The 26,484-nt window shown below is 54.1% G+C and carries 30 protein-coding genes; 20 read left to right on the top strand and 10 right to left on the bottom strand.

From position 1 onward, the window contains the following. Positions 1-20 precede the first annotated feature (20 nt). Entirely contained in the window at positions 21-767 is a 747-nt protein-coding gene (locus INF61_RS04400; RefSeq protein ID WP_017384691.1) for a MipA/OmpV family protein, read from the bottom strand. Between the two features lie 432 nt (positions 768-1,199). Between INF61_RS04400 and yeaG the strand changes: the two genes are divergently transcribed. The 3 genes from yeaG to INF61_RS04385 all read left to right on the top strand — a co-directional run bounded on the left by yeaG (position 1,200) and on the right by INF61_RS04385 (position 5,107). Next, positions 1,200-3,134 carry a protein kinase YeaG gene (gene yeaG, locus INF61_RS04395; RefSeq protein WP_193547546.1) on the top strand — a complete coding sequence of 645 codons (1,935 nt, stop codon included), beginning with the start codon at positions 1,200-1,202 and terminating at the stop codon, positions 3,132-3,134. An 89-nt stretch (positions 3,135-3,223) separates the two neighbouring features. After that, positions 3,224-4,507, top strand: coding sequence for a YeaH/YhbH family protein (locus INF61_RS04390; protein ID WP_017384692.1), 1,284 nt, complete (start codon positions 3,224-3,226; stop codon positions 4,505-4,507). Positions 4,508-4,606: 99 nt separating this feature from the next. Beyond that, positions 4,607-5,107, top strand: a complete 501-nt coding sequence (locus tag INF61_RS04385; RefSeq protein ID WP_032670101.1) for a YbaK/prolyl-tRNA synthetase associated domain-containing protein — start codon at positions 4,607-4,609, stop codon at positions 5,105-5,107. A gap of 20 nt (positions 5,108-5,127) precedes the next feature. On the opposite strand, the gene yoaI is transcribed toward INF61_RS04385, so the two are convergent. Next, positions 5,128-5,229 (bottom strand): small membrane protein YoaI, encoded by a 102-nt coding sequence (gene yoaI, locus INF61_RS22810; RefSeq protein WP_017384693.1) that lies wholly within the window; start codon positions 5,227-5,229, stop codon positions 5,128-5,130. Between the two features lie 286 nt (positions 5,230-5,515). Here yoaI and INF61_RS04380 point away from each other — a divergent pair, with 286 nt between their 5' ends. The 3 genes from INF61_RS04380 (at position 5,516) to INF61_RS04370 (ending at position 9,452) form a co-directional block, all read left to right on the top strand. Further along, positions 5,516-6,847 carry a glycoside-pentoside-hexuronide (GPH):cation symporter gene (locus tag INF61_RS04380; RefSeq protein ID WP_045336308.1) on the top strand — a complete coding sequence of 444 codons (1,332 nt, stop codon included), beginning with the start codon at positions 5,516-5,518 and terminating at the stop codon, positions 6,845-6,847. 15 nt (positions 6,848-6,862) lie between these two features. Next, positions 6,863-8,899 (top strand): glycoside hydrolase family 31 protein, encoded by a 2,037-nt coding sequence (locus tag INF61_RS04375; RefSeq protein ID WP_193547545.1) that lies wholly within the window; start codon positions 6,863-6,865, stop codon positions 8,897-8,899. Positions 8,900-9,005: 106 nt separating this feature from the next. Beyond that, positions 9,006-9,452: a DUF441 domain-containing protein gene (locus INF61_RS04370; RefSeq protein ID WP_003857881.1), complete on the top strand. Its 447-nt coding sequence runs from the start codon at positions 9,006-9,008 to the stop codon at positions 9,450-9,452. Here the strand turns inward: INF61_RS04370 and INF61_RS04365 are convergent. Next, positions 9,436-10,227 (bottom strand): helix-turn-helix transcriptional regulator, encoded by a 792-nt coding sequence (locus INF61_RS04365; RefSeq protein ID WP_017384695.1) that lies wholly within the window; start codon positions 10,225-10,227, stop codon positions 9,436-9,438. The two genes, INF61_RS04370 and INF61_RS04365, sit on opposite strands and share 17 nt — an antisense overlap. A gap of 99 nt (positions 10,228-10,326) precedes the next feature. On the opposite strand from INF61_RS04365, the gene INF61_RS04360 reads away from it, so the two are divergent. Further along, a complete protein-coding gene (locus tag INF61_RS04360; protein ID WP_023303489.1) occupies positions 10,327-11,514 on the top strand; it encodes a CynX/NimT family MFS transporter in 1,188 nt (395 codons plus the stop codon). A 31-nt stretch (positions 11,515-11,545) separates the two neighbouring features. Here INF61_RS04360 and INF61_RS04355 read toward each other — a convergent pair whose 3' ends face one another. Further along, positions 11,546-12,259: a CTP synthase gene (locus INF61_RS04355; RefSeq protein ID WP_193547544.1), complete on the bottom strand. Its 714-nt coding sequence runs from the start codon at positions 12,257-12,259 to the stop codon at positions 11,546-11,548. Between the two features lie 151 nt (positions 12,260-12,410). On the opposite strand from INF61_RS04355, the gene INF61_RS04350 reads away from it, so the two are divergent. Continuing rightward, positions 12,411-12,755: a DUF488 domain-containing protein gene (locus INF61_RS04350; RefSeq protein ID WP_015570789.1), complete on the top strand. Its 345-nt coding sequence runs from the start codon at positions 12,411-12,413 to the stop codon at positions 12,753-12,755. Here INF61_RS04350 and INF61_RS04345 read toward each other — a convergent pair whose 3' ends face one another. Both INF61_RS04345 and INF61_RS04340 read right to left on the bottom strand, forming a co-directional pair. Beyond that, positions 12,756-13,061: a hypothetical protein gene (locus tag INF61_RS04345; RefSeq protein ID WP_015570790.1), complete on the bottom strand. Its 306-nt coding sequence runs from the start codon at positions 13,059-13,061 to the stop codon at positions 12,756-12,758. An 80-nt stretch (positions 13,062-13,141) separates the two neighbouring features. Beyond that, positions 13,142-13,396 (bottom strand): DUF333 domain-containing protein, encoded by a 255-nt coding sequence (locus INF61_RS04340; RefSeq protein ID WP_045341642.1) that lies wholly within the window; start codon positions 13,394-13,396, stop codon positions 13,142-13,144. A 311-nt stretch (positions 13,397-13,707) separates the two neighbouring features. On the opposite strand from INF61_RS04340, the gene INF61_RS04335 reads away from it, so the two are divergent. Genes INF61_RS04335 through yoaJ form a run of 3 tightly spaced genes read left to right on the top strand, consistent with a single transcriptional unit; the run spans position 13,708 to position 14,955 of the window. Further along, entirely contained in the window at positions 13,708-14,736 is a 1,029-nt protein-coding gene (locus tag INF61_RS04335) for a sensor domain-containing diguanylate cyclase (RefSeq protein WP_039271079.1), read from the top strand. 45 nt (positions 14,737-14,781) lie between these two features. Beyond that, positions 14,782-14,880, top strand: coding sequence for a YoaK family small membrane protein (locus INF61_RS04330; protein WP_015570793.1), 99 nt, complete (start codon positions 14,782-14,784; stop codon positions 14,878-14,880). Continuing rightward, on the top strand, positions 14,881-14,955 hold the full coding sequence (gene yoaJ / locus INF61_RS23105; protein ID WP_015570794.1) for a protein YoaJ: 75 nt from the start codon (positions 14,881-14,883) through the stop codon (positions 14,953-14,955). A 53-nt stretch (positions 14,956-15,008) separates the two neighbouring features. Here yoaJ and INF61_RS04320 read toward each other — a convergent pair whose 3' ends face one another. Then, complete coding sequence (locus tag INF61_RS04320) at positions 15,009-15,257, bottom strand: GlsB/YeaQ/YmgE family stress response membrane protein (RefSeq protein WP_003857896.1); 249 nt, start codon at positions 15,255-15,257, stop codon at positions 15,009-15,011. A gap of 369 nt (positions 15,258-15,626) precedes the next feature. On the opposite strand from INF61_RS04320, the gene yncL reads away from it, so the two are divergent. After that, positions 15,627-15,719 carry a stress response membrane protein YncL gene (yncL, locus tag INF61_RS04315; protein ID WP_071524166.1) on the top strand — a complete coding sequence of 31 codons (93 nt, stop codon included), beginning with the start codon at positions 15,627-15,629 and terminating at the stop codon, positions 15,717-15,719. Between the two features lie 124 nt (positions 15,720-15,843). Continuing rightward, complete coding sequence (locus INF61_RS04310; protein WP_023296321.1) at positions 15,844-17,343, top strand: cyclic diguanylate phosphodiesterase; 1,500 nt, start codon at positions 15,844-15,846, stop codon at positions 17,341-17,343. A 4-nt stretch (positions 17,344-17,347) separates the two neighbouring features. Here the strand turns inward: INF61_RS04310 and INF61_RS04305 are convergent, their stop codons facing one another. Beyond that, positions 17,348-17,593: a YmjA family protein gene (locus tag INF61_RS04305; protein WP_015570796.1), complete on the bottom strand. Its 246-nt coding sequence runs from the start codon at positions 17,591-17,593 to the stop codon at positions 17,348-17,350. A 75-nt stretch (positions 17,594-17,668) separates the two neighbouring features. Further along, positions 17,669-18,919 (bottom strand): NADP-dependent isocitrate dehydrogenase, encoded by a 1,251-nt coding sequence (gene icd / locus INF61_RS04300; RefSeq protein WP_003857898.1) that lies wholly within the window; start codon positions 18,917-18,919, stop codon positions 17,669-17,671. Positions 18,920-19,036: 117 nt separating this feature from the next. Between icd and rluE the strand changes: the two genes are divergently transcribed. From rluE to purB, 5 genes are read left to right on the top strand one after another with little or no spacing between them, the layout of a single operon-like run. After that, positions 19,037-19,699 carry a 23S rRNA pseudouridine(2457) synthase RluE gene (rluE, locus tag INF61_RS04295; RefSeq protein WP_148385697.1) on the top strand — a complete coding sequence of 221 codons (663 nt, stop codon included), beginning with the start codon at positions 19,037-19,039 and terminating at the stop codon, positions 19,697-19,699. Further along, complete coding sequence (locus INF61_RS04290; protein WP_032619915.1) at positions 19,699-20,172, top strand: NUDIX hydrolase; 474 nt, start codon at positions 19,699-19,701, stop codon at positions 20,170-20,172. Before rluE ends, INF61_RS04290 begins: the two co-directional genes overlap by 1 nt. A 40-nt stretch (positions 20,173-20,212) precedes the next feature. Beyond that, the gene (gene mnmA, locus INF61_RS04285; RefSeq protein ID WP_032103856.1) at positions 20,213-21,325 is read left to right on the top strand and encodes a tRNA 2-thiouridine(34) synthase MnmA; all 1,113 of its coding nucleotides are present in this window, start codon (positions 20,213-20,215) and stop codon (positions 21,323-21,325) included. A gap of 27 nt (positions 21,326-21,352) precedes the next feature. Further along, on the top strand, positions 21,353-21,982 hold the full coding sequence (hflD, locus tag INF61_RS04280) for a high frequency lysogenization protein HflD (RefSeq protein WP_047717697.1): 630 nt from the start codon (positions 21,353-21,355) through the stop codon (positions 21,980-21,982). A 19-nt stretch (positions 21,983-22,001) separates the two neighbouring features. Next, the gene (gene purB / locus INF61_RS04275; RefSeq protein ID WP_017693620.1) at positions 22,002-23,372 is read left to right on the top strand and encodes an adenylosuccinate lyase; all 1,371 of its coding nucleotides are present in this window, start codon (positions 22,002-22,004) and stop codon (positions 23,370-23,372) included. 86 nt (positions 23,373-23,458) lie between these two features. On the opposite strand, the gene INF61_RS04270 is transcribed toward purB, so the two are convergent. After that, the gene (locus tag INF61_RS04270) at positions 23,459-23,923 is read right to left on the bottom strand and encodes a hypothetical protein (RefSeq protein ID WP_169803764.1); all 465 of its coding nucleotides are present in this window, start codon (positions 23,921-23,923) and stop codon (positions 23,459-23,461) included. A gap of 403 nt (positions 23,924-24,326) precedes the next feature. On the opposite strand from INF61_RS04270, the gene phoP reads away from it, so the two are divergent. Beyond that, positions 24,327-24,998, top strand: coding sequence for a two-component system response regulator PhoP (phoP, locus tag INF61_RS04265; protein ID WP_026094318.1), 672 nt, complete (start codon positions 24,327-24,329; stop codon positions 24,996-24,998). Further along, a complete protein-coding gene (phoQ, locus tag INF61_RS04260) occupies positions 24,999-26,462 on the top strand; it encodes a two-component system sensor histidine kinase PhoQ (RefSeq protein ID WP_015570801.1) in 1,464 nt (487 codons plus the stop codon). It abuts the gene before it with no gap. Positions 26,463-26,484 lie beyond the last annotated feature (22 nt).

Here is a 26,484-nt window from a genome sequence, read left to right as displayed (position 1 = left end):
TTTAATGCATCACGTTCTGGTCAGAACTTGTAGGTCACACCCACGGAGAAGATGCCAGACCAGGACTTGTCGACCATCGGGCTGTCTTTCACTTCATCGCTCAGACGAATGTAACGGCCAGTACCGTACACATTCCAGTCACCGAGGAAGTTATACGAGGCGGTGAGTTCCAGGTACGGGTCCCAGCCATCATCCGCGCTGTAGCTCTTCAGACCACTGCGGCGAGACTCCGCTTTAGACACGCCATAGTAGTAGTCGTTGTAATTCTCGCTGCTGTACTGCACACCGATACCCGGCGTCAGCGTCACTGCGCCGTTGGTATAGCGATAAAGCCACGCCAGATCCCAGATGAAGCCGTTGCTGTTGTCCAGGGTATCGCCCGCCAGCGCAGTGCGCAGGAAGCCATATTCGGTATTATGGACGTAAGAAAGCCCCGCCATCAGTGAGCTTCTGCGTTTGTCCAGCTGACGAAGCGCATTGCTGTCGCTGTCGCCTGGTTTAAAGTGCGTTGGGTCGTAATAGGCCATGATGGAGAGCTTATCGGCCGTATCGTTCCACAGATAGTAGCCACCGCCCAACCCACGGAACCAGAAGTTATCGCCTTCATAGGTGACAACGGGGACAGGATAAACGTCGCGGTCATACTGCTTGTACGGGCTGTTAATCACGCCAGCACCCGCGCCAACAGTCCACTGGCTCTCAGCCTGTACGGTGCTCGCTGCGGTAGCGGCAAGGATGCCCAATGCCAGAAGTTTGAGTTTGGTCACAATCCATTCTTTCCTGTAGTCAAATAATCAGCGGGTGAAGTGTAACCGCCATTCCCGTACATCCCAAAATTTTTTGCGCGCTAATCCGTTTGATTAACCCGTTATTTTTCATTTTTCAGATGACATCCCGCTTTCATTTATGTGACCGATAAATGAAAAACCCACTTTTCGCTTATAACCGCAGTGGAAATTTTTGGATGAGTTATTGATATGTCATTGAAAGTAGATTTTATCCGTATGCAAGTTTTGCAATTGCCATCTACGCTTTAATTTAAGAAGAGGTTTTGCTGAACACCCTGCGGTTCATAGCCTTCGACCTGGCACACAGGTTGCTGCTCTGGCAGTGAGGTGCGAAAAATTCTCTTCCGGGAGCCTCCACTACTCATACGAACGGCTCTTATCCTGTGCTAAAAAACGAAAGGACGGCATGCCATGAATATATTCGATCACTATCGCCAGCGCTACGAAGCTGCCAAGGACGAAGAGTTCACACTGCAGGAGTTTCTTACCATTTGTCGGCAAGATCGCAGTGCCTATGCCAATGCGGCAGAACGGCTATTGATGGCTATTGGTGAGCCAAACATGGTTGATACTGCCCTGGAGCCACGGCTTTCCCGTCTATTTTCGAATCGGGTGGTCGCCCGATACCCGGCGTTTGAAGAGTTCTATGGCATGGAAGACGCCATTGAGCAGATCGTCTCCTACCTGAAGCATGCCGCTCAGGGGCTGGAAGAGAAGAAACAGATCCTTTATCTGCTGGGTCCTGTCGGTGGGGGTAAATCCTCCCTGGCTGAACGGCTGAAAGCGCTGATGCAGCGCGTGCCGATCTATGTGCTGAGCGCCAACGGCGAACGCAGCCCGGTCAATGACCATCCGCTGTGCCTGTTTAATCCGCAAGAGGATGCGCAAATTCTGGAAAAAGAGTTTGGCATTCCGCATCGCTATCTCGGTACGATCATGTCGCCGTGGGCGGCAAAACGTCTGCACGAGTTTGGCGGGGACATCACCAAGTTCCGCGTCGTGAAAGTGTGGCCGTCTATCCTCGAGCAGATCGCCATCGCTAAAACTGAACCCGGTGACGAGAACAACCAGGATATCTCGGCGCTGGTGGGTAAAGTCGATATCCGTAAGCTGGAGCATCACGCGCAAAACGACCCGGATGCCTACGGTTATTCCGGTGCGCTGTGCCGCGCCAACCAGGGGATTATGGAATTTGTCGAGATGTTTAAAGCACCGATCAAAGTGCTGCATCCGCTACTGACCGCCACCCAGGAAGGGAACTACAACGGGACAGAAGGTATTTCCGCCCTGCCGTTTAACGGGATTATCCTTGCCCACTCTAACGAATCTGAATGGGTGACCTTCCGTAACAACAAAAACAATGAGGCGTTCCTTGACCGTGTGTATATCGTCAAAGTGCCTTATTGCCTGCGGATCTCCGAGGAGATCAAGATTTACGAAAAACTGCTCAACCACAGTGAGCTGGTTCATGCCCCTTGCGCACCGGGAACGCTGGAAACGCTGTCGCGCTTCTCGATCCTGTCGCGCCTGAAAGAGCCGGAAAACTCCAGCATCTACTCAAAAATGCGCGTGTATAACGGCGAAAGCCTGAAGGATACCGACCCGAAAGCGAAATCGTACCAGGAATACCGCGATTACGCCGGGGTCGACGAAGGGATGAACGGTCTGTCGACGCGTTTCGCGTTTAAGATCCTCTCCCGCGTCTTTAACTTCGACCACGCGGAAGTGGCCGCCAACCCGGTTCATCTGTTCTACGTGCTGGAACAGCAAATTGAACGTGAACAATTCCCACAGGAGCAGGCTGAACGCTACCTGGAGTTCCTGAAAGGCTACCTGATCCCAAAATACGCCGAGTTTATCGGCAAAGAGATCCAGACCGCCTACCTGGAATCCTATTCTGAATACGGCCAGAACATCTTCGACCGGTACGTCACCTACGCTGACTTCTGGATCCAGGATCAGGAGTACCGCGACCCGGATACCGGCCAGTTGTTTGACCGTGAATCCCTGAACGCAGAGCTGGAAAAAATTGAGAAGCCAGCCGGGATCAGCAACCCGAAAGACTTCCGAAACGAGATTGTGAACTTCGTGCTGCGCGCCAGAGCACATAACAATGGCCGCAATCCGAACTGGACCAGCTACGAAAAACTGCGCACGGTTATAGAGAAGAAAATGTTCTCTAACACGGAAGAGCTGTTGCCGGTCATCTCGTTCAACGCCAAAACCTCAACCGACGAGCAGAAAAAGCACGACGATTTTGTCGACCGTATGATGGAGAAAGGCTATACCCGCAAACAGGTCCGCCTGCTCTGTGAATGGTATCTGCGCGTGCGTAAATCGTCTTAAAACAAGTGCCCGGTAACGCGCTTACCGGGCCAACAAAATGTCCGGCACTTACGGACGCTGCAAGTTGGCAAATGCAGTACGGGGGATATATGACCTGGTTTATTGACCGGCGTCTTAACGGCAAAAACAAGAGCACGGTGAATCGCCAGCGCTTCTTGCGCCGTTATAAAGCGCAAATTAAACAGTCGATCTCCGAGGCCATCAACAAACGCTCGGTGACCGACGTCGACAGCGGCGAATCCGTCTCCATCCCTAACGATGACATCAGCGAACCGATGTTTCATCAGGGGCGTGGCGGCCTTCGCCATCGCGTGCACCCAGGTAATGACCACTTCGTCCAGAATGACAGAATCGAGCGGCCCCAAGGCGGAGGCGGCGGTTCTGGCAGCGGTCAGGGGCAGGCCAGCCAGGACGGTGAAGGCCAGGACGAGTTCGTCTTTCAGATTTCAAAAGACGAATATCTCGACCTGCTGTTTGAGGATCTGGCCCTGCCGAATCTGAGAAAGAATCAGCACCGTCAGCTCAACGAATACAAAACCCATCGCGCGGGTTATACCGCAAACGGGGTGCCCGCCAACATCAGCGTGGTGCGCTCACTGCAAAACTCACTGGCGCGACGCACGGCGATGACGGCAGGCAAACGGCGCGAACTGCGCGAGCTGGAAACCAGCCTGAAAGTGGTGGAAAACACGGAGCCGGCACAACTGCTGGAAGAGGAGCGCCTGCGAAAAGAGATCGCCGAACTGCGGGCGAAGATCGACCGGGTGCCGTTTATCGACACGTTCGACCTGCGCTACAAGAACTACGAAAAACGGCCGGAGCCTTCCAGTCAGGCGGTGATGTTCTGCCTGATGGACGTATCAGGTTCAATGGATCAGGCCACCAAGGATATGGCTAAGCGTTTTTATATTCTGCTCTATCTGTTCCTGAGCAGAACGTATAAGAACGTGGAGGTGGTCTACATCCGCCATCACACTCAGGCGAAAGAGGTGGATGAACATGAGTTCTTCTACTCGCAGGAGACCGGCGGCACCATCGTGTCGAGCGCCCTGAAGCTGATGGACGAGGTGGTGAAGGAGCGCTACGATCCGGCGCAGTGGAATATCTACGCCGCGCAGGCATCGGATGGCGATAACTGGGCGGATGACTCGCCGCTGTGTCATGAAATTCTGGCGAAGAAGATCCTGCCGGTGGTGCGTTACTACAGCTACATTGAAATTACCCGTCGCGCCCACCAGACGCTGTGGCGTGAGTATGAGCATCTGCAAGCGATGTTCGATAACTTTGCGATGCAGCACATTCGTGACCAGGATGACATCTACCCGGTCTTCCGGGAACTGTTCCAGAAACAGTCGTCCACCAGCAACGCATGACCCAACAGCCAGCGCACCCGCTGGCTGTTTTCTTTCAGCCCTCTCCGTCCCGTGCTAATGTAGCAAGCTACGTATTGGCAAATCACAGGTGAAATCGTTATGTCTGATGACGTGATCGGGACGACGACCCATCAGCGGCTAATCAGCTTATTAACCGAGCAGGAGGCGCGCTTTCGCGTGGTGGCGCATGAGGCCGTTGGGAAATGCGAAGCGGTCAGTGAAATTCGCGGGACCGATCTCCGGCAGGGTGCAAAAGCACTGGTCTGCAAGGTAAAAGGCAACGGTGTTAAGAAACATATTCTGGCAATCCTCGCCGCCGATCGGCAGGCCGATCTGAGCCTTCTGGCCAGTCATTTCGGTGGGCTAAAGGCCTCTCTCGCCAGTCCGGCTGAAGTGGATGCGCTTACCGGCTGCGTCTTCGGCGCCATTCCCCCCTTCAGCTTTCATCCGGATCTGACGCTGGTCGCCGATCCGCTGCTGTTTGAGCGCTTCGAGGAGATCGCCTTTAACGCCGGCCTGCTGGAAAAGTCGGTGATTATGGACACCCAGGACTATCTGCGTATCGCCCGTCCTGAACTGGTGACGTTCCGTAAACAATAAATACTGCGGCTGGCTAACGGTCAGCCGTTTTCCAGCAGCAGCACGGAAGCAATCAAAATAATCGCGATAATAAAAAACGATGAGGAGATAATCAGCGTTTCGACAAACATAGGATCGTTCATGATGCCCTCTGCTTTGCCCATTTGCCTCTTTTTTACCCCCGCACAATGACAGTTAAATGACAATGACGCGTCCGTGAAATGACTATTTTTTCGCTGAAACGATTCGCTGTTACCTATCCTCCACCGTATAAAGTCACTGTTTAAATACTTTATTTGTTACCGGTATCACGAAAAGAAATTTACGTAACCCCGATGCCAGATCTCGCAATTGTTAACCTTTTCATCATGGTTAACCCTGTTTACGGAGCACCTCAAAAATAAACCTTACACTGGCAAGGTGAATACAATGACCGAAATAATTACCCGTAAAGAAAAGATCAGTTATGGGTTAGGCGATATGGCGAGCCATATTGGGCTGGATAACGTCATTATTTTTCTGACGTTTTACTATACGGACGTGGTGGGGCTACCTGCCGCATTCGTGGGCACCATGTTTCTTCTGGCGAGAACCGCCGATGCCATAATAGACCCGGCGATGGGCTATATCGCAGACAGGACGCGCACGCGCTGGGGCAAATTCCGCCCCTGGATGCTGTGGCTGGCGCTGCCCTTTGGGGCAAGTTGTCTGCTCACCTACGCCGTGCCAGCGTCGCTCGATCTGCACGGTAAAATGATTTTCGCCACCGTCAGCTATACCCTGATGATGCTGATGTATACCGCAATCAATATTCCCTATTGCTCCATGGGCGCGGTGATTACGCCCGACAACGATGCGCGAATTTCCCTCCAGTCCTATCGCTTTTTCCTGGCCACGCTGGGTGGCGCGCTGTCGACATTCTTTATGATGCCGCTGGCAGAGTTTTTAGGCGGCGATGATAAATTACTGGGCTACCGCTGGGCGATGGCCATTATGGCGACCATCGCGGTCGTCATGTTCTGGATCTGCTTCGCCAATACGCGTGAACGTATTAAGGCTCCCGCCACCCACAATAATTATCTTGCGGAACTGCGGGATTTATTACGAAACGACCAATGGCGGGTTGTCGCCGTCCTGGTATTAACCAACATTGGTTTTGGCGTTATTCGCCTTGGCGCAATGATGTATTTCGTCACTTATTATCTCGGTAGCGCGAGCTATTTTATGTGGATGCTCGGGGCGCATATTCTCGGGAAAGCCGCAGGCAGCGCGCTGGCCAAACGTCTGACGCAGAACGTCAGCAAAGTGCAGATGTTTGGATACTGTTCCGTACTGGCGGGGGTACTCAGCATCGCCCTGTTCTTTGCGCCTAAGTCAGTGCTTATTCTGGTGCCCATGACGTTTATCGTCTCCACCCTTTACCAGGCCACCACCACGCTGATGTGGGTAATGATGGCGGACGTCGCCGATTACGGCGAATGGAAACAGGGCAAACGCATGGACGGCGTGATCTTCTCAACCTTTCTCGCCGTACTCAAGCTGGGAATGGCGATCAGCGGCGCGATTGTTGGCTGGACGCTGGGCTTAAGCGGCTATGTCGCCAACGCCCCGGAACAGACCACCACGGCCATGTACTGCATCATCGCCCTCTTCACCGTCGTGCCTGGCGTCTTGTCACTCTGCGCGTTTGCCACGCTGCGCTGGTACAAGCTCGACGACAGCACAATGCAATCCATCCATCTTGCCAAACACCCTGTTTAGAAGGACGCGTTTTCCATGAGTGAGCTGATCCAACATTCCAACAGTATCGAATGGCGTTTTGAACGCCAGACCCTGCGTATTGAACCGTGGGGTGAAAACAGCCTGCGCGTCAGGGCCACCTGCTCCCCGGCTTTTGATGACGCCTTACAGGCACTGTTGCTCGCCGCCCCTTACCAGGCTGAGATTGTCGCCGAAGCGGAAAGCCTGACGCTGCGCAACGGCAATATTACCGCGACGCTGAATCTTAAAGGTCAGCTGGCCTTCTACAATCAGCGCGGCGAACTGCTGCTGGAAGAGATGTGGCGCCAGCGTTCAACGGTGGGTATCGGTGCCAGCGAGAAGAGCCAGGATAAATATGTCAGCGCCCTGAAGCTGGATGGCCGCGAATTTAAGCCGCTAATGGGGGGGAAATATCAGCTCACCGTCCGGTTTGAATCGCGTCCGGATGAACGCATCTATGGCATGGGTCAGTATCAACAGCCGTGGCTGGATCTGAAAGGCTGTACGCTGGAACTGGCGCAGCGCAACTCCCAGGCCAGCGTGCCCTTTATGCAGTCCAGCCTTGGCTATGGCCTGCTGTGGAACAACCCGGCGATTGGTGAAGCCAGCTTTGCAAAAAATCAGACGGAATGGCGCGCCCGCGTCACAGGAGAAATGGACTACTGGATCACCGCCGCCGACACGGTGGCGGATATCACCCGCCAGTATGTGAAAGCCACCGGTACTCCGCCCTCCGCCCCGGCGTTTATCAGCGGGCTGTGGCAGTGCAAATTACGCTACCGCACCCAGCAGGAGGTGCTGGAGGTTGCGCGGGAGTATCGCCGCCGTAATCTGCCGCTATCGGTGATGGTCATCGACTTTTTCCACTGGCCGAATCAGGGCACCTGGTGCTTCGACCCCGTAGACTGGCCCGATCCTGAAGGGATGGTCGACGAGCTGCGCGAAATGGGTATTGCGCTGATGGTGTCGGTGTGGCCAACGGTAGAGGCGCGCAGCCCTCTCTACCCGCTGATGAAAGCCAAAGGCTGGCTGGTCAGCAGTGAACGTGGCGTGCAGGTCAACCTCGATTTTATGGGCAATACCACCTTCTTTGATGCGACCCATCCTGAGGCGCGGAAATTCGTCTGGGATACGGTGAAGAAAAATTACTACGACATGGGCATTAAGCTGTTCTGGCTGGACGAAGCGGAACCGGAATACCGAGCCTATGATTTTGACAACTATCGCTACCACGCCGGTCCGGTGCTGGAAGTGGGCAATCGCTACCCGCGTGACTTTGCGCAGGGCTTTTACGATGGGCTCCAGGCAAATGGTGAAACCGACATTGTTAACCTGGTACGCTGTGCCTGGGCAGGCAGCCAGCGCTTCGGCGTGCTGGCGTGGTCGGGTGATGTCCACTCCTCGTTCCATGCTTTTCGCAATCAACTCGCCGCGGGACTGAATATGGGGCTGGCGGGGATCCCATGGTGGACAACCGATATCGGTGGCTTCCAGGGAGGGAACGTTAACGACCCGGCGTTCCACGAATTGCTGATCCGTTGGTTCCAGTGGGCGGTGTTTACACCGGTTCTGCGCATGCACGGCTATCGCGAACCGCAGATCCAGCCCCCGGAGCGCTACCGTGACGGCATTCCTCAGTGTAACAGCGGTTCGCCTAATGAGCTGTGGAGTTACGGAGAAGAGAATTACGCCATCATGCAGCACTGGCTTACCGTGCGCGAAACCCTGCGCCCCTATATTGACGCGTTGTACCAGCAGGCTCATCTGCACGGAGACCCGCTCATGCGTCCGCTGTTCTGGCACTATCCGCAGGATAAGCAGAGCTGGACGTGTGAAGATCAGTATCTGTTTGGCGAAGATCTTCTGGTGGCGCCGGTTATGCAGGCCGGTCAGCGTGAGCGCGATGTCTGGCTGCCGACGGGCAATAGCTGGGTCGCTCTCAACGGTGAGCGCTACGCCGGTGGGGAGCATATCCGGGTGCCTGCGGCGCTGGAAACCATCCCGGTGTTTATCCGCGAAGGAAGTCCACTTATCCAGCAGCTGGTGGACTGACGTCAGGCAAGTGCCCAAAAATAGACAATTTTTTCAGTAAAGCCTGCCTGCCGTCGCGTTTGCGCGTAAAGTAAGCAGGCTTACTATTTTTGGCAAGGATCCCGTCATGTTCGACCCTACACTGCTCATACTTTTGGCCCTGGCTGCTCTGGGTTTTGTCAGCCACAACACCACCGTCGCGATTTCCATTCTGGTCCTGATCATCGTTCGTGTCACACCGTTGAATACCTTCTTCCCGTGGATAGAAAAACAGGGGCTTACCATCGGGATCATTATTTTGACCATCGGTGTGATGGCCCCGATTGCCAGCGGAACGCTACCGGCCTCAACGCTGCTGCACTCCTTTGTAAACTGGAAATCGCTGGTGGCGATTGCGGTGGGCGTTTTTGTCTCATGGCTTGGCGGGCGCGGCGTGACGCTGATGAGCAGCCAGCCTTCACTGGTGGCCGGGCTGCTGGTGGGCACCGTGTTAGGCGTGGCGCTGTTTCGTGGCGTGCCGGTTGGCCCGCTGATTGCTGCCGGACTGGTTTCGCTGTTTATCGGGAAGTCGTAGTCAGGCTGGCGATATAGCGGGCGGGCGTCTGTCCCAGTCCTTTCTTAAACATGGTGATGAAGGCGGTGGTGGAGTCATACCCTAGCGCCTGCGCCGCCTGCTGAACCGACTTTCCGCCGATCAAAAACTGCAATGCGACAATCAGCTGGAGCTGGTGCCGCCAGCGGCGAAAGCTCAAGCCAGTCTCTTTCACCACCAGCCGCGCCAGATTGCGTTCGCTCATGGCAAAGTGGCTGGCCCACTGCGCCAGCGTCTGCCAGGCGGCAGGTTCGTTTGCCATGGTCTCACTCATCAGGCGAATTTTTGGATGCGGAGATACCGGCAGCTGTAGATGCTCCTGCGGTTGCAGGGGCAGTTCATCAAACAGGACGTCAACCAGCCTTCCGGTAGCGGGAAGAGGCAGTTCCTCCCGTGACCTGTCCGCAAGCGCCAGCACCAGCTCCCGCACCAGGGGCGATATTTTCAGCGTACAGGTACGCGTCGGCAATTCGAGCGCACCGGGTTCAATAAACAGCAGACAGAGCTGCGCGCCGGGCGTCGCCTTGTTGCTGTGCGGCGTTTGTCCCGGGATCCACACCGCATACTGGGGCGGCACCATCAGCATCGCGTTCTCCACTTCACAGGTGATCGCTCCCCCCAGCGCCATAATCAGCTGCCCTTTGCGGTGCTGATGCAGCGGAATATATTGTTCCTGTGCCACCACGCGGATGCGAAAGGCCACCGCCGCGTCGTGCTGGCTATCGGGATCGTAGCCATCGAGCCCCAGTCCGTACATAAAGTTGTCCGATATTAGCGATAAACTGTCATTTTAGCCTGATTTCAACCACGACTTAAATCGGTATGGTATGCGCTCGCCTGAACGTAAGAGACAATAATGACTACTGCTATTCAACCTTCCGGGAAACAGGGTGCGCTGCTGATTGCAGGCATCCTGATGATTGCCACGACGCTGCGCGTCACCTTTACCGGTGTCGCCCCCCTGCTCGATACCATCCGACAGGACTATGGTTTAAGCACGGCGCAAACCGGCCTGCTCACGACGCTGCCTCTGCTGGCCTTCGCCTTTATCTCTCCCCTTGCCGCAGGCGTCGCCCGGCGCCTGGGCATGGAGCGCAACCTTTTTATCGCTCTGCTGCTGATTTGCATCGGGATTGGCGTACGTTCGCTGCCGTCGGCCTCGCTGCTGTTTATCGGTACGGCGATCGTGGGCTGTGGGATTGCGCTGGGCAATGTCCTGTTACCTGGCTTAATCAAACGTGATTTTCCGGGCCAGGTCGCAAAACTGACGGGGGCTTATTCGCTGACGATGGGAGCCGCTGCTGCCGCAGGGTCGGCGCTGATCGTCCCGCTGTCGCTGGGGAGTGGTGGCTGGCACGGGGCGCTGTTGATGCTGATGTTCTTCCCGCTGGTGGCGCTGCTGCTGTGGTTACCGCAATGGCGCCAGAAGCCGGCCGCCACCCTGACCGGAGCGGGCGCGTTGCACAATCGGGCTATCTGGCGCTCGGCGCTCGCCTGGCAGGTGACGCTTTTTCTGGGCATTAACTCGCTGATTTACTACGTCATTATCGGCTGGTTACCCGCGATTTTGCTTAGCCATGGCTACAGCGAAACGCAGGCTGGCTCCATGCACGGGCTTCTCCAGCTGGCAACCGCGGTTCCCGGTCTCGCCATTCCGCTGATCCTGCACCGTCTTAACGATCAGCGTGGCATTGCCGGGCTAGTCGCCCTGATGTGCGCCGTCAGCGCGGCCGGGTTCTGGTTCGCGCCGGGGCTGGCCGTCGTCTGGACGCTGGTGTTTGGGTTTGGATCCGGCGCCACCATGATCCTCGGCCTGACGTTTATCGGGCTGCGCGCCAGCTCGGCCCATCAGGCCGCGGCGCTCTCCGGCATGGCACAGTCGATTGGCTATCTTCTGGCGGCCTGTGGCCCACCGCTGATGGGGAAAATTCACGATACCGCCGGAGACTGGCGCATTCCGCTGCTCGCCTGCGCGCTGGCCGCGGTGGTGATGGCGTTATGCGGTATGCTTGCCGGGCGTGACCGGGAGATCACACCCCGCTGACATTCAAGGCAGACCCGGAGGTCTGCTTTTTTTAACCCTGCGCCGCCCGCATCATGGCCTGTACCAGCACGACCGGGCGCCCTTGTAGCGCGGCCCGCTCATGCTGGAACAGGGTGAGGACAAAGAAAGGATGGGTTACCAGCTCTGCCGCGCGGATCTCGCCCTGCTCGTCCCAGCCCGTTACGCGCATGTCGCCCCGCTCAAGCTGGTCGGCAAACTCAGGTGAGACGCCGTAATTGCAGTGATACCCCTCCTGAATTTCCGGCTTGCCATACGCTTTAGCAATCAGCGTGTTATTCCGCAGCTCGATCGCATCGGTTTTTTCCACCAGCGAGCAGGTCAGCGGCGCAATTACCATCCTTCCCTCGGTATCGGTATCGGTTTCGGCATGGCCTGCATCGTGCCAGCCCAGTACATTACGCGCATACTCAATCAGCGCATGCTGGAACCCGCCACAGGTGCCGAGAAAGGGGATGCTGTTCTCACGCGCGTAACGGGCCGCAATAAACGCCGCCTCGGTGTTTTTATACGGGCTTGCCGGTACCAGCCAGATGGCATCGTACCCGACCAGGTCTTCGGGGCTGGTCAGCTCAGGCGTGGCGAGCCAGTCATAATCAGCGGTGAGCTCCAGAACCGCAGCGGCGTCGTCAATCGCCAGCGGGATCGCCTGGTGCGCAATAACATCGGGATTGTAATCACCAACCAGCGCAATGCGCAGCGTCGTTTTAACCGGGGAGAGTTCCATCAGAGATTCCTTATGCCGGAGGATTTTCAGATAACATAAGGAACCTCAGACTACCGATCTTTTGCAATTATCACAATACCTTAAATTGGGTGGATAAAAGCCGGGTGCTATAGTGTTCTTGCAGAACGTCGTAAGGAAATGAGGAGGACCCATGATTCAATGTAAACGCGTGTATGAGCAGGCGACCTCAAAAGACGGTTACCGGATCCTGGTCGACAGACTCTGGCCGCGCGGGATAAAAAAGACCGACCTCGCCTGTGATGAGTGGTGTAAAGCGCTAACGCCGTCCAGCGAACTGCGAAAAGCCTTTCACAGTGAAACGATAGATTTCACCGCGTTCAGTGAAGCCTATCGTAAAGAGCTGGCGCAGCATCCGGATGAAGGCAAACGCCTGGCGGCTCTCGCCAAACAGCAGACCGTGACGCTACTCTATGGGGCGAAAAATACGGAGCAGAATCACGCGCAGGTACTGGCGGACTGGCTGCGTAAACTGTGATTAACCGATCGCCAGCTCATCCACGTTGTGTGGCATCTCGTCGGGAGTAAGCGGCATCAGATGTTCCGGGCGAACAAACGCAAAACCGTGCTGATTATCAAAGGCGTAAACATCACCGGTGACCAGCCACAGCGCACGCGCTGACGTGGCGGGTAATTGCGTCATGACGCCGTTAACCGGGTTCACAAAACGCTGGCCCGGCTGACAAAGTCCAAACAGCTCGACGGATTTACCGATATTTCGACGGCCTGCCGCCGTACGCGCACCCACGATCATCGCCATGCTGCCCGGTTTTAACTGAAACATACTTCTTCTCGCAAACGTACTGCCAGAAACTGGCTAAGAATAATCCTAAAGAGAAGTGTATCGCAGTTTTATTGCCGTTGTCATCTGGTCGGTTGCGGGTGATCGCGGCGGTAGAGATCCCATTCATCGATCACTTCCCCGTCTGGCAATTTGCACTCGGTACGTACGCCCTGCGGGCTTTGAACAGGGATTTGCTCTCCCCCTTTCTCCAGACAGTACACTGACGCCGGGTTTGCCATACCAATAGCGTGCGGCGGTTGAGGCGCATCAGGAGGGGTTGTCTTTGTTGAGCAGGCGGCCAGCGGTAAAACCAGCGCCAGGAGAAGATATTTCATTATCATGATCCTTCAGGGTGTAAAAATGTCAGAGTAACGGGTCATCGCCGTTTTCTCCATGATTTCTCCATTAAACCTGCACGATTCCCCCTTATAGTGATGCCTGTTCTCACACTGACCAGAGAACATCATTCCGTAATCAAGATGTTTTGCCCCGATCTCAACATCGGGGCTTTTTTTAGTCTTCCCCTCATCTGCCTTCAGAAGAATCTATAAAATTAATCCTGTTCATGTTTTACTATGACCGGAGTCTATATTTTCAGCATAACATGCAGATACAGAGGTCTTCTGCATGGGAGTCATCCTGCCTCATGTCAGATATCATTCTTGCCCGTGTTTCAGAAACCCTCTCCACTGAGCAATCTCTCGACAGTCTGGTGCGTCAGCTACTGGAAATGCTGGAAATTGTGACGGATATGGAATCAACCTACCTGACGAAAGTCGATATCAATGCGCGTTTGCAGCACATTTTATATGCCCGTAACAGCAAGCAAATGCAGATCCCGGAAGGGTTCAGCGTGCCCTGGGACGAAACACTGTGTAAGCGCGCCATCGACAGCGACACGTTGTTCAGTAACGAGGTGCCCGACCGCTGGCCGGAGTGTGAAGCGGCCAAAGCACTGGGCATTACAACCTATATGAGCGTGCCGGTTCACCTGGCTGACGGTTCTCTGTATGGTACGCTTTGCGCGGCCAGCACCGCACAGAAACAGTTCAGCGAGCGTGGCGAGCAGGTGATCAGACTCTTTGCCGGTTTAATTGGTCAGTACATTCAGAAAGAGTCGCTTGTGCTTCAGCTTCGCGAAGCAAATGCGGCGCTCATTGCTCACTCTTACACCGACGCCCTCACCGGCCTGCCGAATCGTCGCGCCATTTTTGAAAACCTTACCACCCTGTTCTCACTGGCGCGCCATCTTAACCGCAGGGTCATGATGGCCTTTATTGACCTCGATGATTTCAAGCGAATCAATGACCAGTACGGGCATGAGGCGGGCGATCGCTTCCTCGTACAGGTTGGCAAGCGGCTGACTCACGAGCAAACGCAGGATGAGATTATTGGCCGGCTCGGCGGCGATGAATTTCTGGTTGCCAGCCTGAGTCACAGCGATGGTGGCGACGCCAGTACAGAGGTCAACGCAATCAAAACCCGCCTCAATGGTCTTATTGCGGGCGAATACGGGTTGGGCAATGCCACTATTCTTTATCCCGGCGCAAGCCTTGGCGTCGTTATTGTTGATCCTCACAGCACGGATGAAGATAGCGCCCTGCGCACCGCAGACCTCGCGATGTATCAGGATAAAAAAGGAAAAAGCAAAACAGGCTTTGTCGCGTTAGATTAAAACCGTACACTCTACGGCCTTATACAAACTCAAACAGGTGATGGCATGAGAATAGGGATCCTCTTTCCGGTGGTTATTTTTATCACAGCGGTGGTGTTTTTAGGCTGGTTTTTCCTTGGCGGTTACGCCGCGCCGGGGGCTTAAATGAGAAAAACGACCATCATCATGTTGATTGTCGCCATCGTGGCCGTCGCCGGTACGCAGTTAGGCTGGTGGTAACGCCCAAAGTAAAAAGGCCGCCGTCAGGCAGCCTTTTTTAACACAGGTCAGATTTAGCTTTTGATTTTTCTGTAGATAAACAGAACAACCAGCGCGCCAATCACCGCGACGACAAAGCTGCCGAAGTTGAAGCCATCAACTCTGCCAAAGCCGAACAGGGTACTGATCCAGCCACCGACGACTGCACCCACAATCCCCAGAATGATCGTGACGATGAAACCGCCGCCATCTTTGCCCGGCATAATCCACTTCGCCAGGATCCCCGCAATCAGCCCAAAGATAATCCAGGATAAAATTCCCATAGCTTTCCTCTCTGTATGGTTTTTGTCATTAAATCAACGACACAGAAAAGGATAGCACAGGATCTGAGAAAGGAAATTTGTGATAAGAATCACACGGTTCGTTTGATTAAAATATGAGCAGTAAAAAAATGCCGTTCCACACTCATCGTGGGGTTGCATCTTTTACTGAGAAAGATTATCTTTCTCATTACTGAATAGTTGAGCAAATCACTCAGGTATTCAGTACGACATTGCTCACATTGCTTCCAGTATTTCTTGCCCACTCTTGAGTGGGCTTTTTTTTGCCCGAACCCACCAAAATCTGGCGTTTCTTCAGTGGAGGTGAAACGCTATTCTCTGTGGCTACTGAACAACAAAAACGTTGATAACATGAACGTATCAAGCAAGTTTGTCATCTGCCTTAATCTTGTTTCTGCCAGTACGTTACTGCTACTGCTCTCAACACGGTTTGAGTGGTTCTGAGATGAAAGGAGCCTGGCATGGTGGCTTTCCTTTCGATTCCGTGCAGCCTCAACTCTCATACTTGTAGCTTTTATGACCTGTGTTAAGATCCCTGCACCTCAGGACGTGGTGGGACAACAGGAAAATGAAGAAGGCCATTGCCGTTGCTATCATCTCAACCTTTATGGTCGTCCTGTCGCTGTATGCTGTTAACGCCATTATCGCTGAGCAGCAAAAGAACCGGCAGAGGGAGATCTCCCACACGCTCTTAAGCTATTCTGAAGAGTTAACGCAAAATATCGCCAGTACGCTTAAAAATACCTCCGCGCAGGGATGCGATAGCGCCAGTCTGAACGTCTACCGAAAATTAAAGATGCGAAGTCTCTATTTCGCCGATGTGGGGTTTATTGAAAAGGGGAAAATCACCTGCACCGCGTTTTGGGGCAAGCTGGCAAATCCCATCGCCCTTCCCTCTGAGCTGCATAATACCCAGAACGGTTTCAGCCTGGCGCAGTTTTCGCAGAAAGATTTCTTTGTCGGCAATGCGACAATCTATAACCACCTTATTATCTTCACCTCCCGTTCAGCCTACGATAAATTTGCCCCCGTTACCGCCAACTATTCGCTTCGTTCTTCCACTAAAGATTTCGGCCGCACCTTTTTCACCGTTACGCCGCCATCAGAAAACTTCAGCCGCTTACAGTCTCTGTTATTTACGCTGGCTGTGACAGAGTGCAGTACACGCTGGGATTTGTGCGTTACCGTCACACACCATGATGCCGGACTGGCTTCGCTCTCCCACGTAGTGATGGTGCTTCTGTGCTTGTTTTTATACTTTATCTGGGTATCCCTGACGCTGTTTTCTCTTCGACTTTATGAAGACCGACGTTCTCTGGAACGAACGCTGGTCAAAGCGGTAAAAGCGAATACCATCAGCGTTCATTTTCAGCCTGTTATTCGGGTTGCTGATAAGAAAATCGTCGGGGTTGAAGTGTTATCAAGATGGCAGGATAACAATCACAAAGAGGTTTCTCCTGAGCTGTTTATCCCGTTAATTAAAAAAATTGGCCTGTATAACGTTTATTATCAGAACATGATAAAGAAATCCCTGGCGGAAATTGCCGCGCTGGCCGCTGAACATCAGTTAATGATTTCACTGAACGTTGGCCGGACGGAAATTGAAGACGGCAAATTCCTGGCGGTATTACGTCATGAATGCTCAGAGAACGCGATTCCCTTATCGTTAATCAAAGTTGAGTTATCCGAAAATGGCGTTTCCACCGCGGCCATCCTTGAAGAGTTTTGTGAGGAGCTTAAATCGGCAGGCGTCAAAATTTCAATAGACGATTTTGGTGTGCAAAACTCTAATCTGGCCAGGCTATCAAATCTCAAATATGACGAAATCAAGGTGGATAAGTCGTTAGTGGACGGCATCAGCGAGCACTATAAACAGGATATCCTGGTGATCTTCAGCGACGCGCTCGCTAAACTGCACAAAACCCTGGTTTTTGAAGGGGTTGAAAGCGAAACGCAATATCAGTTCATCGCGCAGAGATACCCCGATGCCCTCGTACAAGGCTGGTACTTTTCAAAGTCGCTAACCCGGCACGACCTCGCCAGGCTGTTGGCAGACTCAGCGCGATGACGCGTTATTCATTGCCCCACTGATTCAGGAAGTTCGCAATATCGTCAATGCGCGCTTCGTCTATCTCCGCCTGGACAGCCATCTCCCGCTGCGCCTCTTCACTGATTTCCTCATTGTTGTATAAGCGAGTGAGCAGCAGCTGGAAATAGTGTGCCAGCGGCGTACGTTCTGCCTCTTCTACCGGTTTCGCCGTTTCAGTCGCATACTCGTCGACGATGTCATAATACTTGAGCGGGATATCATGGTTCATAGCGTTGTTTCCGTCTTGTGTGCATAAAAAACGGGAACCCTCAGGCTCCCGTTGTCATTTAACCCAGCGAGTGGATTACATGTTCGCGATAATCGCGTCGCCAAACTCTGAGCATTTCAGCAGTTTAGCGCCTTCCATCAGACGTTCAAAGTCATAGGTGACGGTTTTCGCGTTAATCGCGCCTTCCATACCCTTAACGATCAGGTCTGCGGCTTCGAACCATTCCATATGACGCAGCATCATCTCTGCGGACAGAATGATAGAGCCCGGGTTGACTTTGTCCTGGCCTGCGTATTTAGGTGCAGTACCGTGAGTTGCTTCGAACAGGGCGCACTCGTCACCGATGTTCGCGCCCGGGGCGATACCGATACCACCCACTTGCGCGGCCAGCGCATCGGAGATGTAGTCACCATTCAGGTTCATACAGGCGATCACGTCATACTCAGCAGGTCGCAGCAGGATCTGTTGCAGGAACGCATCGGCAATCACATCTTTAATGATGATCTCTTTACCGGTGTTCGGGTTCTTAATTTTCTGCCATGGGCCGCCGTCGATCAGTTCACCGCCGAACTCTTCGGTCGCCAGCTGGTAGCCCCAGTCTTTGAACGCGCCTTCGGTGAACTTCATGATGTTGCCTTTGTGAACCAGGGTCACAGAGTCACGATCGTTGGTGATAGCGTATTCGATGGCGGCACGCACCAGACGCTTGGTCCCTTCTTCGGAGCATGGCTTGATGCCGATGCCGCAATGCTCAGGGAAGCGAATTTTCTTCACGCCCATCTCTTCGCGCAGGAATTTAATCACTTTTTCTGCATCAGCAGAGTCCGCTTTCCATTCGATACCGGCGTAGATGTCTTCTGAGTTTTCACGGAAGATAACCATGTCGGTCAGTTCCGGGTGCTTAACCGGGCTTGGGGTGCCCTGGTAGTAACGCACCGGACGCAGACACACATACAGATCCAGTTCCTGACGCAGCGCCACGTTCAGGGAGCGAATGCCGCCGCCAACTGGCGTGGTCAGAGGGCCTTTGATAGCAACGCGATAGTCGCGGATCAGGTCCAGCGTTTCGGCTGGCAGCCAGACGTCCTGGCCATAAACTTGAGTCGATTTTTCACCGGTGTAAATTTCCATCCAGGAAATTTTACGCTCGCCTTTGTAGGCTTTCTCAACAGCGGCATCAACCACTTTCAGCATTGCCGGGGTAACGTCTACGCCGATACCGTCGCCTTCAATGAACGGGATAATCGGGTTGTGAGGAACGTTAATCTTGCCGTTTTGCAGGGTGATCTTTTTACCTTCCGCCGGAACAACTACTTTGCTTTCCATTAACCTCTCCTTCGAGCGCTTCTGGTTGTTACTGATCTTATGTTAATAAATTGTAATGAGCCTTCCGATAGTACCTGATTGTCCGACGCCATGAAAGGTCTTCGTTATTAGGCTATAATGCGGCAATTGATAACGCCTGAAAATACCATGACGAAAACTTCTTTTAGAAAACACCGGGTTGAGCGATTCAGCTCACGACAAGCCACCAGAAGAACGCCAGAACCCCAGCCAACGCGGGTCATACTGTTCAATAAACCCTACGATGTATTGCCGCAGTTTACCGACGAGGCCGGGCGCAGCACGCTGAAGGACTTTATTCCCGTTCAGGGAGTGTACGCGGCGGGACGTCTGGATCGTGACAGCGAAGGGTTGCTGGTGCTCACCAATGACGGCGTGCTCCAGGCCAGGCTCACTCAGCCGGGCAAGCGTACCGGGAAAATTTACTTTGTGCAGGTTGAAGGCGAGCCGGACGACGCGTCGCTGGCAAAACTGCGTAACGGCGTAACGCTGAACGACGGTCCCACCCTGCCGGCTGGTATTGAGCGCGTGAATGAACCCGAGTGGTTGTGGCCGCGCAACCCGCCGATTCGTGAGCGGAAATCCATTCCCACCAGCTGGCTTAAAATCACCCTTTATGAAGGCCGCAACCGACAGGTCAGGCGCATGACTGCGCATGTGGGCTTCCCTACCCTGCGACTCATTCGCTATGCCATGGGCAGCTACACGCTGGACTCGCTGGCAAACGGTGAATGGCGGGATGTTACCCCTAAGGAGATCTGATGTTTAAACCTCATGTTACGGTCGCCTGCGTGGTCCATGCGCAGGGGAAATTCCTGGTGGTGGAAGAGACCATCAATGGCAAAGCGCTGTGGAACCAGCCTGCCGGGCATCTTGAAGCCAATGAAACCTTACGCCAGGCGGCAGCCCGTGAGCTGTGGGAGGAGACGGGTATCCGCGCCGAACCGCAGCATTTTATCCGTATGCATCAGTGGATAGCGCCTGACCAGACGCCTTTCCTGCGCTTCTTATTCGCCGTTGAACTTAACGAAACGTGCGCCACTGAACCGCACGACGACGATATCGATCGCTGCCTGTGGGTGACTGCCGAGGAGATCCTGAACGCGCCAAACCTGCGTTCGCCGCTGGTGGCGGAAAGCATCCGCTGCTGGCAGTCTGCGGCGCGCCTGCCGCTGGATGTCATTGCAGAATTTAACTGGCCGTTTACAGAGGGTGTCAATGGTGGGGGGGCGTGATAGAATACGCCGCCTTGAAGTTCAATGTCGTGAGTATTCCATGTCAGATAACAGCCAGAAAAAAGTAATCGTCGGCATGTCCGGCGGTGTCGATTCCTCCGTTTCCGCCTACCTGTTGCAGCAACAGGGCTATAAGGTGGAGGGCCTGTTCATGAAGAACTGGGAGGAAGACGATGGCGAGGAATACTGCACTGCCGCTGCGGATCTCGCCGATGCGCAGGCCGTGTGCGATAAGCTCGGCATCGAACTGCACACCGTTAACTTTGCCGCAGAATACTGGGACAACGTTTTTGAACTCTTCCTCGAAGAGTACAAAGCGGGCCGCACGCCAAACCCGGATATCCTGTGCAACAAAGAGATCAAATTCAAAGCCTTCCTGGAATTCGCCGCGGAAGACCTGGGCGCAGACTACATTGCGACCGGCCACTACGTGCGTCGCGCGGATGTGAATGGCAAAAGCCAGCTGCTGCGCGGCCTGGACGGCAACAAAGATCAGAGCTACTTCCTCTATACGCTGAGCCACGAACAGATTGCCCAGAGCCTGTTCCCGGTCGGCGAGCTGGAAAAGCCGGAAGTGCGTAAGATTGCTGAAGATCTGGATCTGATCACCGCGAAGAAAAAAGACTCCACCGGTATTTGTTTTATCGGCGAGCGTAAATTCCGCGAGTTCCTGGGGCGCTACCTGCCTGCACAGCCGGGCAAAATCGTCACCGTTGACGGCGATGAGATTGGTCAGCACCAGGGGCTGATGTACCACACTCTCGGCCAGCGTAAAGGTCTGGGTATCGGCGGCACCAAAGAGGGCAGCGAAGATCCGTGGTACGTGGTCGACAAAGACGTCGAAAACAATATTCTGGTTGTGGCTCAGGGTCACGACCACCCGCGCCTGATGTCCGTTGGACTGATCGCGCAACAGCTGCACTGGGTCGATCGCGAGCCGCTGAAAGGCACGCTGCGCTGCACAGTGAAAACGCGCTACCGCCAGACGGACATCCCTTGCACCGTAACCGCACTGGATGACGATCGCATTGACGTGCGTTTCGACGAGCCGGTTTCCGCCGTTACCCCTGGCCAGTCTGCTGTTTTCTACAGCGGCGAAATTTGCCTCGGCGGTGGGATCATTGAACAGCGCCTGCCGCTGCCTGCTGTTTAAACCGTTTGCACACATAAAGGAGACCGTGTGGCGAAGAACTATTATGACATCACCCTGGCGCTGGCGGGAATTTGCCAGTCAGCCCGTCTGGTGCAACAGCTGGCGCATCAGGGTCATTGCGACGCTGATGCCCTGCACGTTTCACTCAACAGCGTTATCGATCTTAACCCAGGCTCCACGCTGGGCGTCTTTGGCGGCAGTGAAACCAATCTTCGTCTCGGTCTTGAAACTCTGCTCGGCGTGCTCAACGCCAGCAACCGTCAGGGGTTGAACGCGGAACTGACCCGCTACACCTTAAGCCTGATGGTGCTGGAACGTAAGCTTAATGCGGCAAAAGGCGCAATGAATACCCTGGGCGACCGCATCGCCGGGCTACAGCGCCAGCTCGACCACTTTGACCTCCATTCTGAGACCCTGCTCAGCGCGATGGCCGGTATCTACGTTGACGTGATTAGCCCGCTCGGCCCGCGTATTCAGGTCACCGGTTCGCCTGCCGTATTGCAAAGCCCACAGGTACAGGCGAAGGTACGCGCTTCGCTGCTGGCAGGCATCCGTGCCGCCGTGCTGTGGCAACAGGTCGGCGGTGGCCGCCTACAGTTAATGTTTTCTCGTCATCGCCTGACGACTCAGGCAAAACAAATTCTTGCTCATTGTTAACCTCCCGGAGTTGCGAATTATGGAATTATCCTCACTGACCGCCGTATCCCCTGTCGATGGACGCTACGGCGATAAAGTCAGCGCGCTGCGCGGGATCTTCAGCGAATATGGCCTGCTGAAGTTCCGTGTTCAGGTTGAAGTACGCTGGCTGCAAAAGCTGGCCGCCCAGACAGCAATCAAGGAAGTTCCTGCTTTTGACGCAAAGGCAAACGATTACCTTGATAAAATCGTTGCTGAGTTCAGCGAAGAAGATGCCGCGCGCATTAAAACCATCGAACGCACCACCAACCACGACGTGAAAGCGGTTGAATACTTCCTGAAAGAGAAAGTGGCAAGCGTCCCTGCCCTGCACGCGGTATCTGAATTTATTCACTTCGCCTGCACGTCTGAAGATATTAACAACCTGTCTCACGCGCTGATGCTCTCTACCGCGCGGAAAGAGGTAGTACTCCCTTACTGGCGTAAAATCATTGATGCGGTGAAAGCGCTGTCCGTGGAATACCGCGACATTCCGCTGCTGTCCCGTACTCACGGCCAGCCAGCAACCCCATCCACCATGGGTAAAGAGATGGCGAACGTGGCGTACCGCATGGAACGCCAGTATCGTCAGCTGGAGCAGGTTGAGATCCTCGGCAAAATCAACGGCGCGGTGGGTAACTACAACGCCCACATCGCCGCGTACCCGGAAGTGGACTGGCACCAGTTCAGCGAAGAGTTTGTGACCTCTCTGGGGATCCAGTGGAACCCGTACACCACCCAGATTGAGCCGCACGACTACATCGCCGAGCTGTTTGACTGCATTGCGCGCTTCAACACCATCCTGATCGACTTCGATCGTGACGTATGGGGTTACATCGCCCTGAACCACTTCAAGCAGAAGACCATCGCCGGAGAAATCGGTTCGTCCACCATGCCGCACAAAGTGAACCCAATCGACTTCGAAAACTCCGAAGGTAACCTGGGTCTGGCGAATGCCGTGTTGCAGCATATGGCGAGCAAGCTGCCGGTATCACGCTGGCAGCGCGACCTGACTGACTCCACGGTGCTGCGTAACCTGGGCGTAGGTATTGGCTACGCGCTGATCGCCTACCAGTCCACCCTGAAAGGTGTGAGCAAGCTGGAAGTTAACCGCGACCGTCTGCTGGACGAGCTGGATCACAACTGGGAAGTGCTGGCGGAGCCGATTCAGACCGTGATGCGTCGTTACGGCATCGAAAAACCGTACGAGAAACTCAAAGAGCTGACCCGCGGTAAACGCGTTGATGCTGAAGGTATGAAACAGTTTATCGACGGTCTGGCGCTGCCAGAAGAAGAAAAAGCGCGCCTGAAAGAGATGACCCCGGCAAACTATATTGGCCGTGCCATCGCTATGGTTGACGAGCTGAAGTAATCGCCCTTCCCCCTTTCCACCCGGAAAGGGGGCTGCTTTACATCATCGAGCCGACATTTCACGTCACATTATCTGTTTTGCCGGGATTAGAGCCTGCCGTCAGGCTGAATGTTATTTTTTGCCGTGGAATAACTTTCCGGAATATACCGTTTTAAGCCGAACGGGCACAGTTTGAACTGGCACGGGGTTTCAGCCGTGCACGGGCGATCCATCTCCTGTCGGTTGCCTGGACACGCGTTTTTCTGTTTGAACCCCATCCAGCCTATTGATGTAAAGGGCATTGCCTGCGCTATCCATACTCTACGCCGCCGATCGTTAATCAGGATCCCCTGGTTTGAAGTGGTGATGATTTCACCTGTACGAACGTAATAATCTCCCTTTAACCACAGGATATAATTCAGGCCATACTGTGTTTCAACTTTGCAAAAGATGGTTCCGCTTTCCGGGCTCGCAATAGTCTCAACAACCTTCCATTCCATAAAGTCCTCTTTACTCGCTATATTGCTGTTTTGTTGTGTAAAAATACTGCTTTTCTGGCACATCTTATGCAAATCTAATTTCGCACCATAAAATAAGCGTAGACAAAGCCAGGCATAGTGAGAACATCCTTACAAAAAAAAGGGCAATATTTACAAAACTGGCGTGCCCGTGCTGTCCAAAAAGCGACTCGCCTTCAACAGTTCATAAACGGATGGCTGTTTTATCGGGATTGCGAAAGCTTGCGAAAACAAGTCAGTTTATATTACCCGCGCCTGCTGGGGGCGCATGAGGCTTACGTGAGTTGGGTGGGTGATATGAACCAGGCTCAGGTCAACATACTTAATAATCAGGTGCCTGGCGTCATCCCCCCCTGTGTTCGGGAGCATGAAAAAATCATTTAATTTCATTGCGCTGGTGTCAACCTGAATAATCAGCGTTAAACTATTCATACCATTTATAAAGGGAGAAGTGATGATGCGCGTACTGGTTGTTGAGGATAACGCATTGCTACGTCATCACCTGAAAGTTCAACTTCAGGAGATGGGTCATCAGGTGGATGATGCTGAAGACGCAAAAGAGGCCGATTATTATCTCAATGAACACCTGCCGGACATCGCCATTGTCGATTTAGGCCTGCCGGATGAAGACGGATTGTCCCTTATCCGCCGCTGGCGTAGCCATGACGTTTCCCTGCCGGTACTGGTGCTGACTGCCCGCGAAGGCTGGCAGGACAAGGTTGAAGTCCTGAGCGCTGGCGCGGATGACTACGTGACCAAACCCTTCCATATTGAAGAAGTCGCTGCGCGTATGCAGGCGCTGCTGCGCCGCAACAGCGGGCTGGCGTCACAGGTTATCTCTCTGCCGCCGTTCCAGGTGGACCTCTCTCGCCGCGAATTTTCTATTAATGATGAAGTGATCAAGCTGACCGCATTCGAATACACCATCATGGAAACGCTGATCCGTAACAACGGTAAAGTGGTGAGCAAAGATTCCCTGATGCTTCAGCTCTATCCGGATGCCGAGCTGCGCGAAAGCCACACCATTGACGTACTGATGGGTCGCCTGCGTAAAAAAATTCAGGCGCAGTACCCGCATGACGTGATCACCACCGTGCGTGGTCAGGGCTACCTGTTCGAATTACGCTAAATGAAAGGGATATTGCGCCACATTTTACCCCTTTCGCTGCGGGTTCGCTTTTTGCTGGCAACCGCCGCCGTCGTGCTGGTGCTGTCGCTCTCTTACGGGATGGTGGCGTTGGTCGGTTATAGCGTGAGCTTCGATAAAACCACCTTCCGCCTGCTTCGCGGCGAAAGTAACCTGTTTTATACCCTGGCGAAGTGGGAGAACAACCGAATCACCGTCGAGATGCCGGAAAACCTGAATCAGCAGAGCCCGACGCTGGCGCTGATCTATGATGAAAAAGGGAAATTGCTGTGGGCCCAGCGCGATGTCCCGTGGTTGAAAAAGCGCATCCGTCCGGAATGGCTGAAAACCAATGGTTTTCATGAAATAGAAGCCGACCTCAACTCCACCAGCAGCCTGCTGCGTGACGATCGCGCCTTACAGATCAAGCTTAATGAGATCCGGGCCGAAGATGACGACACGGAGATGACCCACTCTGTGGCCATCAACCTTTACCCCGCCACCCTGAACATGCCGCAGTTAACCATTGTGGTGATCGATACCATACCGGTTGAGCTGAAACGCTCGTATATGGTCTGGAACTGGTTTGTGTATGTTCTGGCTGCCAACCTGCTGCTGGTGATCCCTCTCCTGTGGGTTGCTGCGTGGTGGAGCCTCCGCCCGATTGAATCCCTTGCCAAAGAGGTGCGCGAGCTGGAGGAACATCACCGCGAGAAGCTAAACCCGGAGACCACGCGTGAGCTGACCAGCCTGGTGCGCAACCTCAACCGCCTGCTGAAAAGCGAACGTGAACGCTACGACAAGTATCGCACGACGCTCACCGACCTTACGCACAGCCTGAAAACCCCGCTGGCCGTGATGCAGAGTACCCTGCGTTCCATGCGCAGTTCGAAAATGAGCGTGGATGACGCCGAGCCGGTGATGCTGGAACAAATCAGCCGTATTTCACAGCAGATCGGCTATTACCTGCACCGCGCGAGCATGCGTTCCGGAAGCGCCCTGTTGAGCCGTGAACTGCACCCGGTAGCCCCGCTGCTGGATAACCTCACCTCTGCGCTGAACAAGGTGTACCAGCGTAAAGGGGTCAACATCAGTCTGGATATCTCACCGGAAATTAGCTTTGTCGGTGAGAAAAATGACTTTATGGAAGTGATGGGAAACCTGCTCGATAACGCCTGCAAATATTGTCTGGAGTTTGTCGAGGTGTCCGCGCGGGTAACGGATAACGAACTGCATATTATCGTTGAGGATGATGGTCCTGGCATTCCCCGTAATAAACGCGAAGTGGTGTTCGATCGCGGCCAGCGCGCCGATACGCTGCGGCCAGGCCAGGGCGTCGGATTATCCGTCGCCAGGGAAATCGTCGATCAGTACGAGGGCAAGATTGAAACCGGTGAAAGTTTGCTGGGCGGTGCCCGGATGGAAGTCATTTTTGGCCGCCAGCATCCCGTATCGAACGATAGTTGACCCGAAATGTGAAAAATACGCG

The organism is Enterobacter cloacae complex sp. P18RS, assembly GCF_014982105.1.
GTDB classification, from domain to species: domain Bacteria; phylum Pseudomonadota; class Gammaproteobacteria; order Enterobacterales; family Enterobacteriaceae; genus Enterobacter; species Enterobacter hormaechei_C.
Note: the sequence above shows the minus strand (reverse complement) of the source record. Positions and strands in the feature narration are given on the sequence as shown.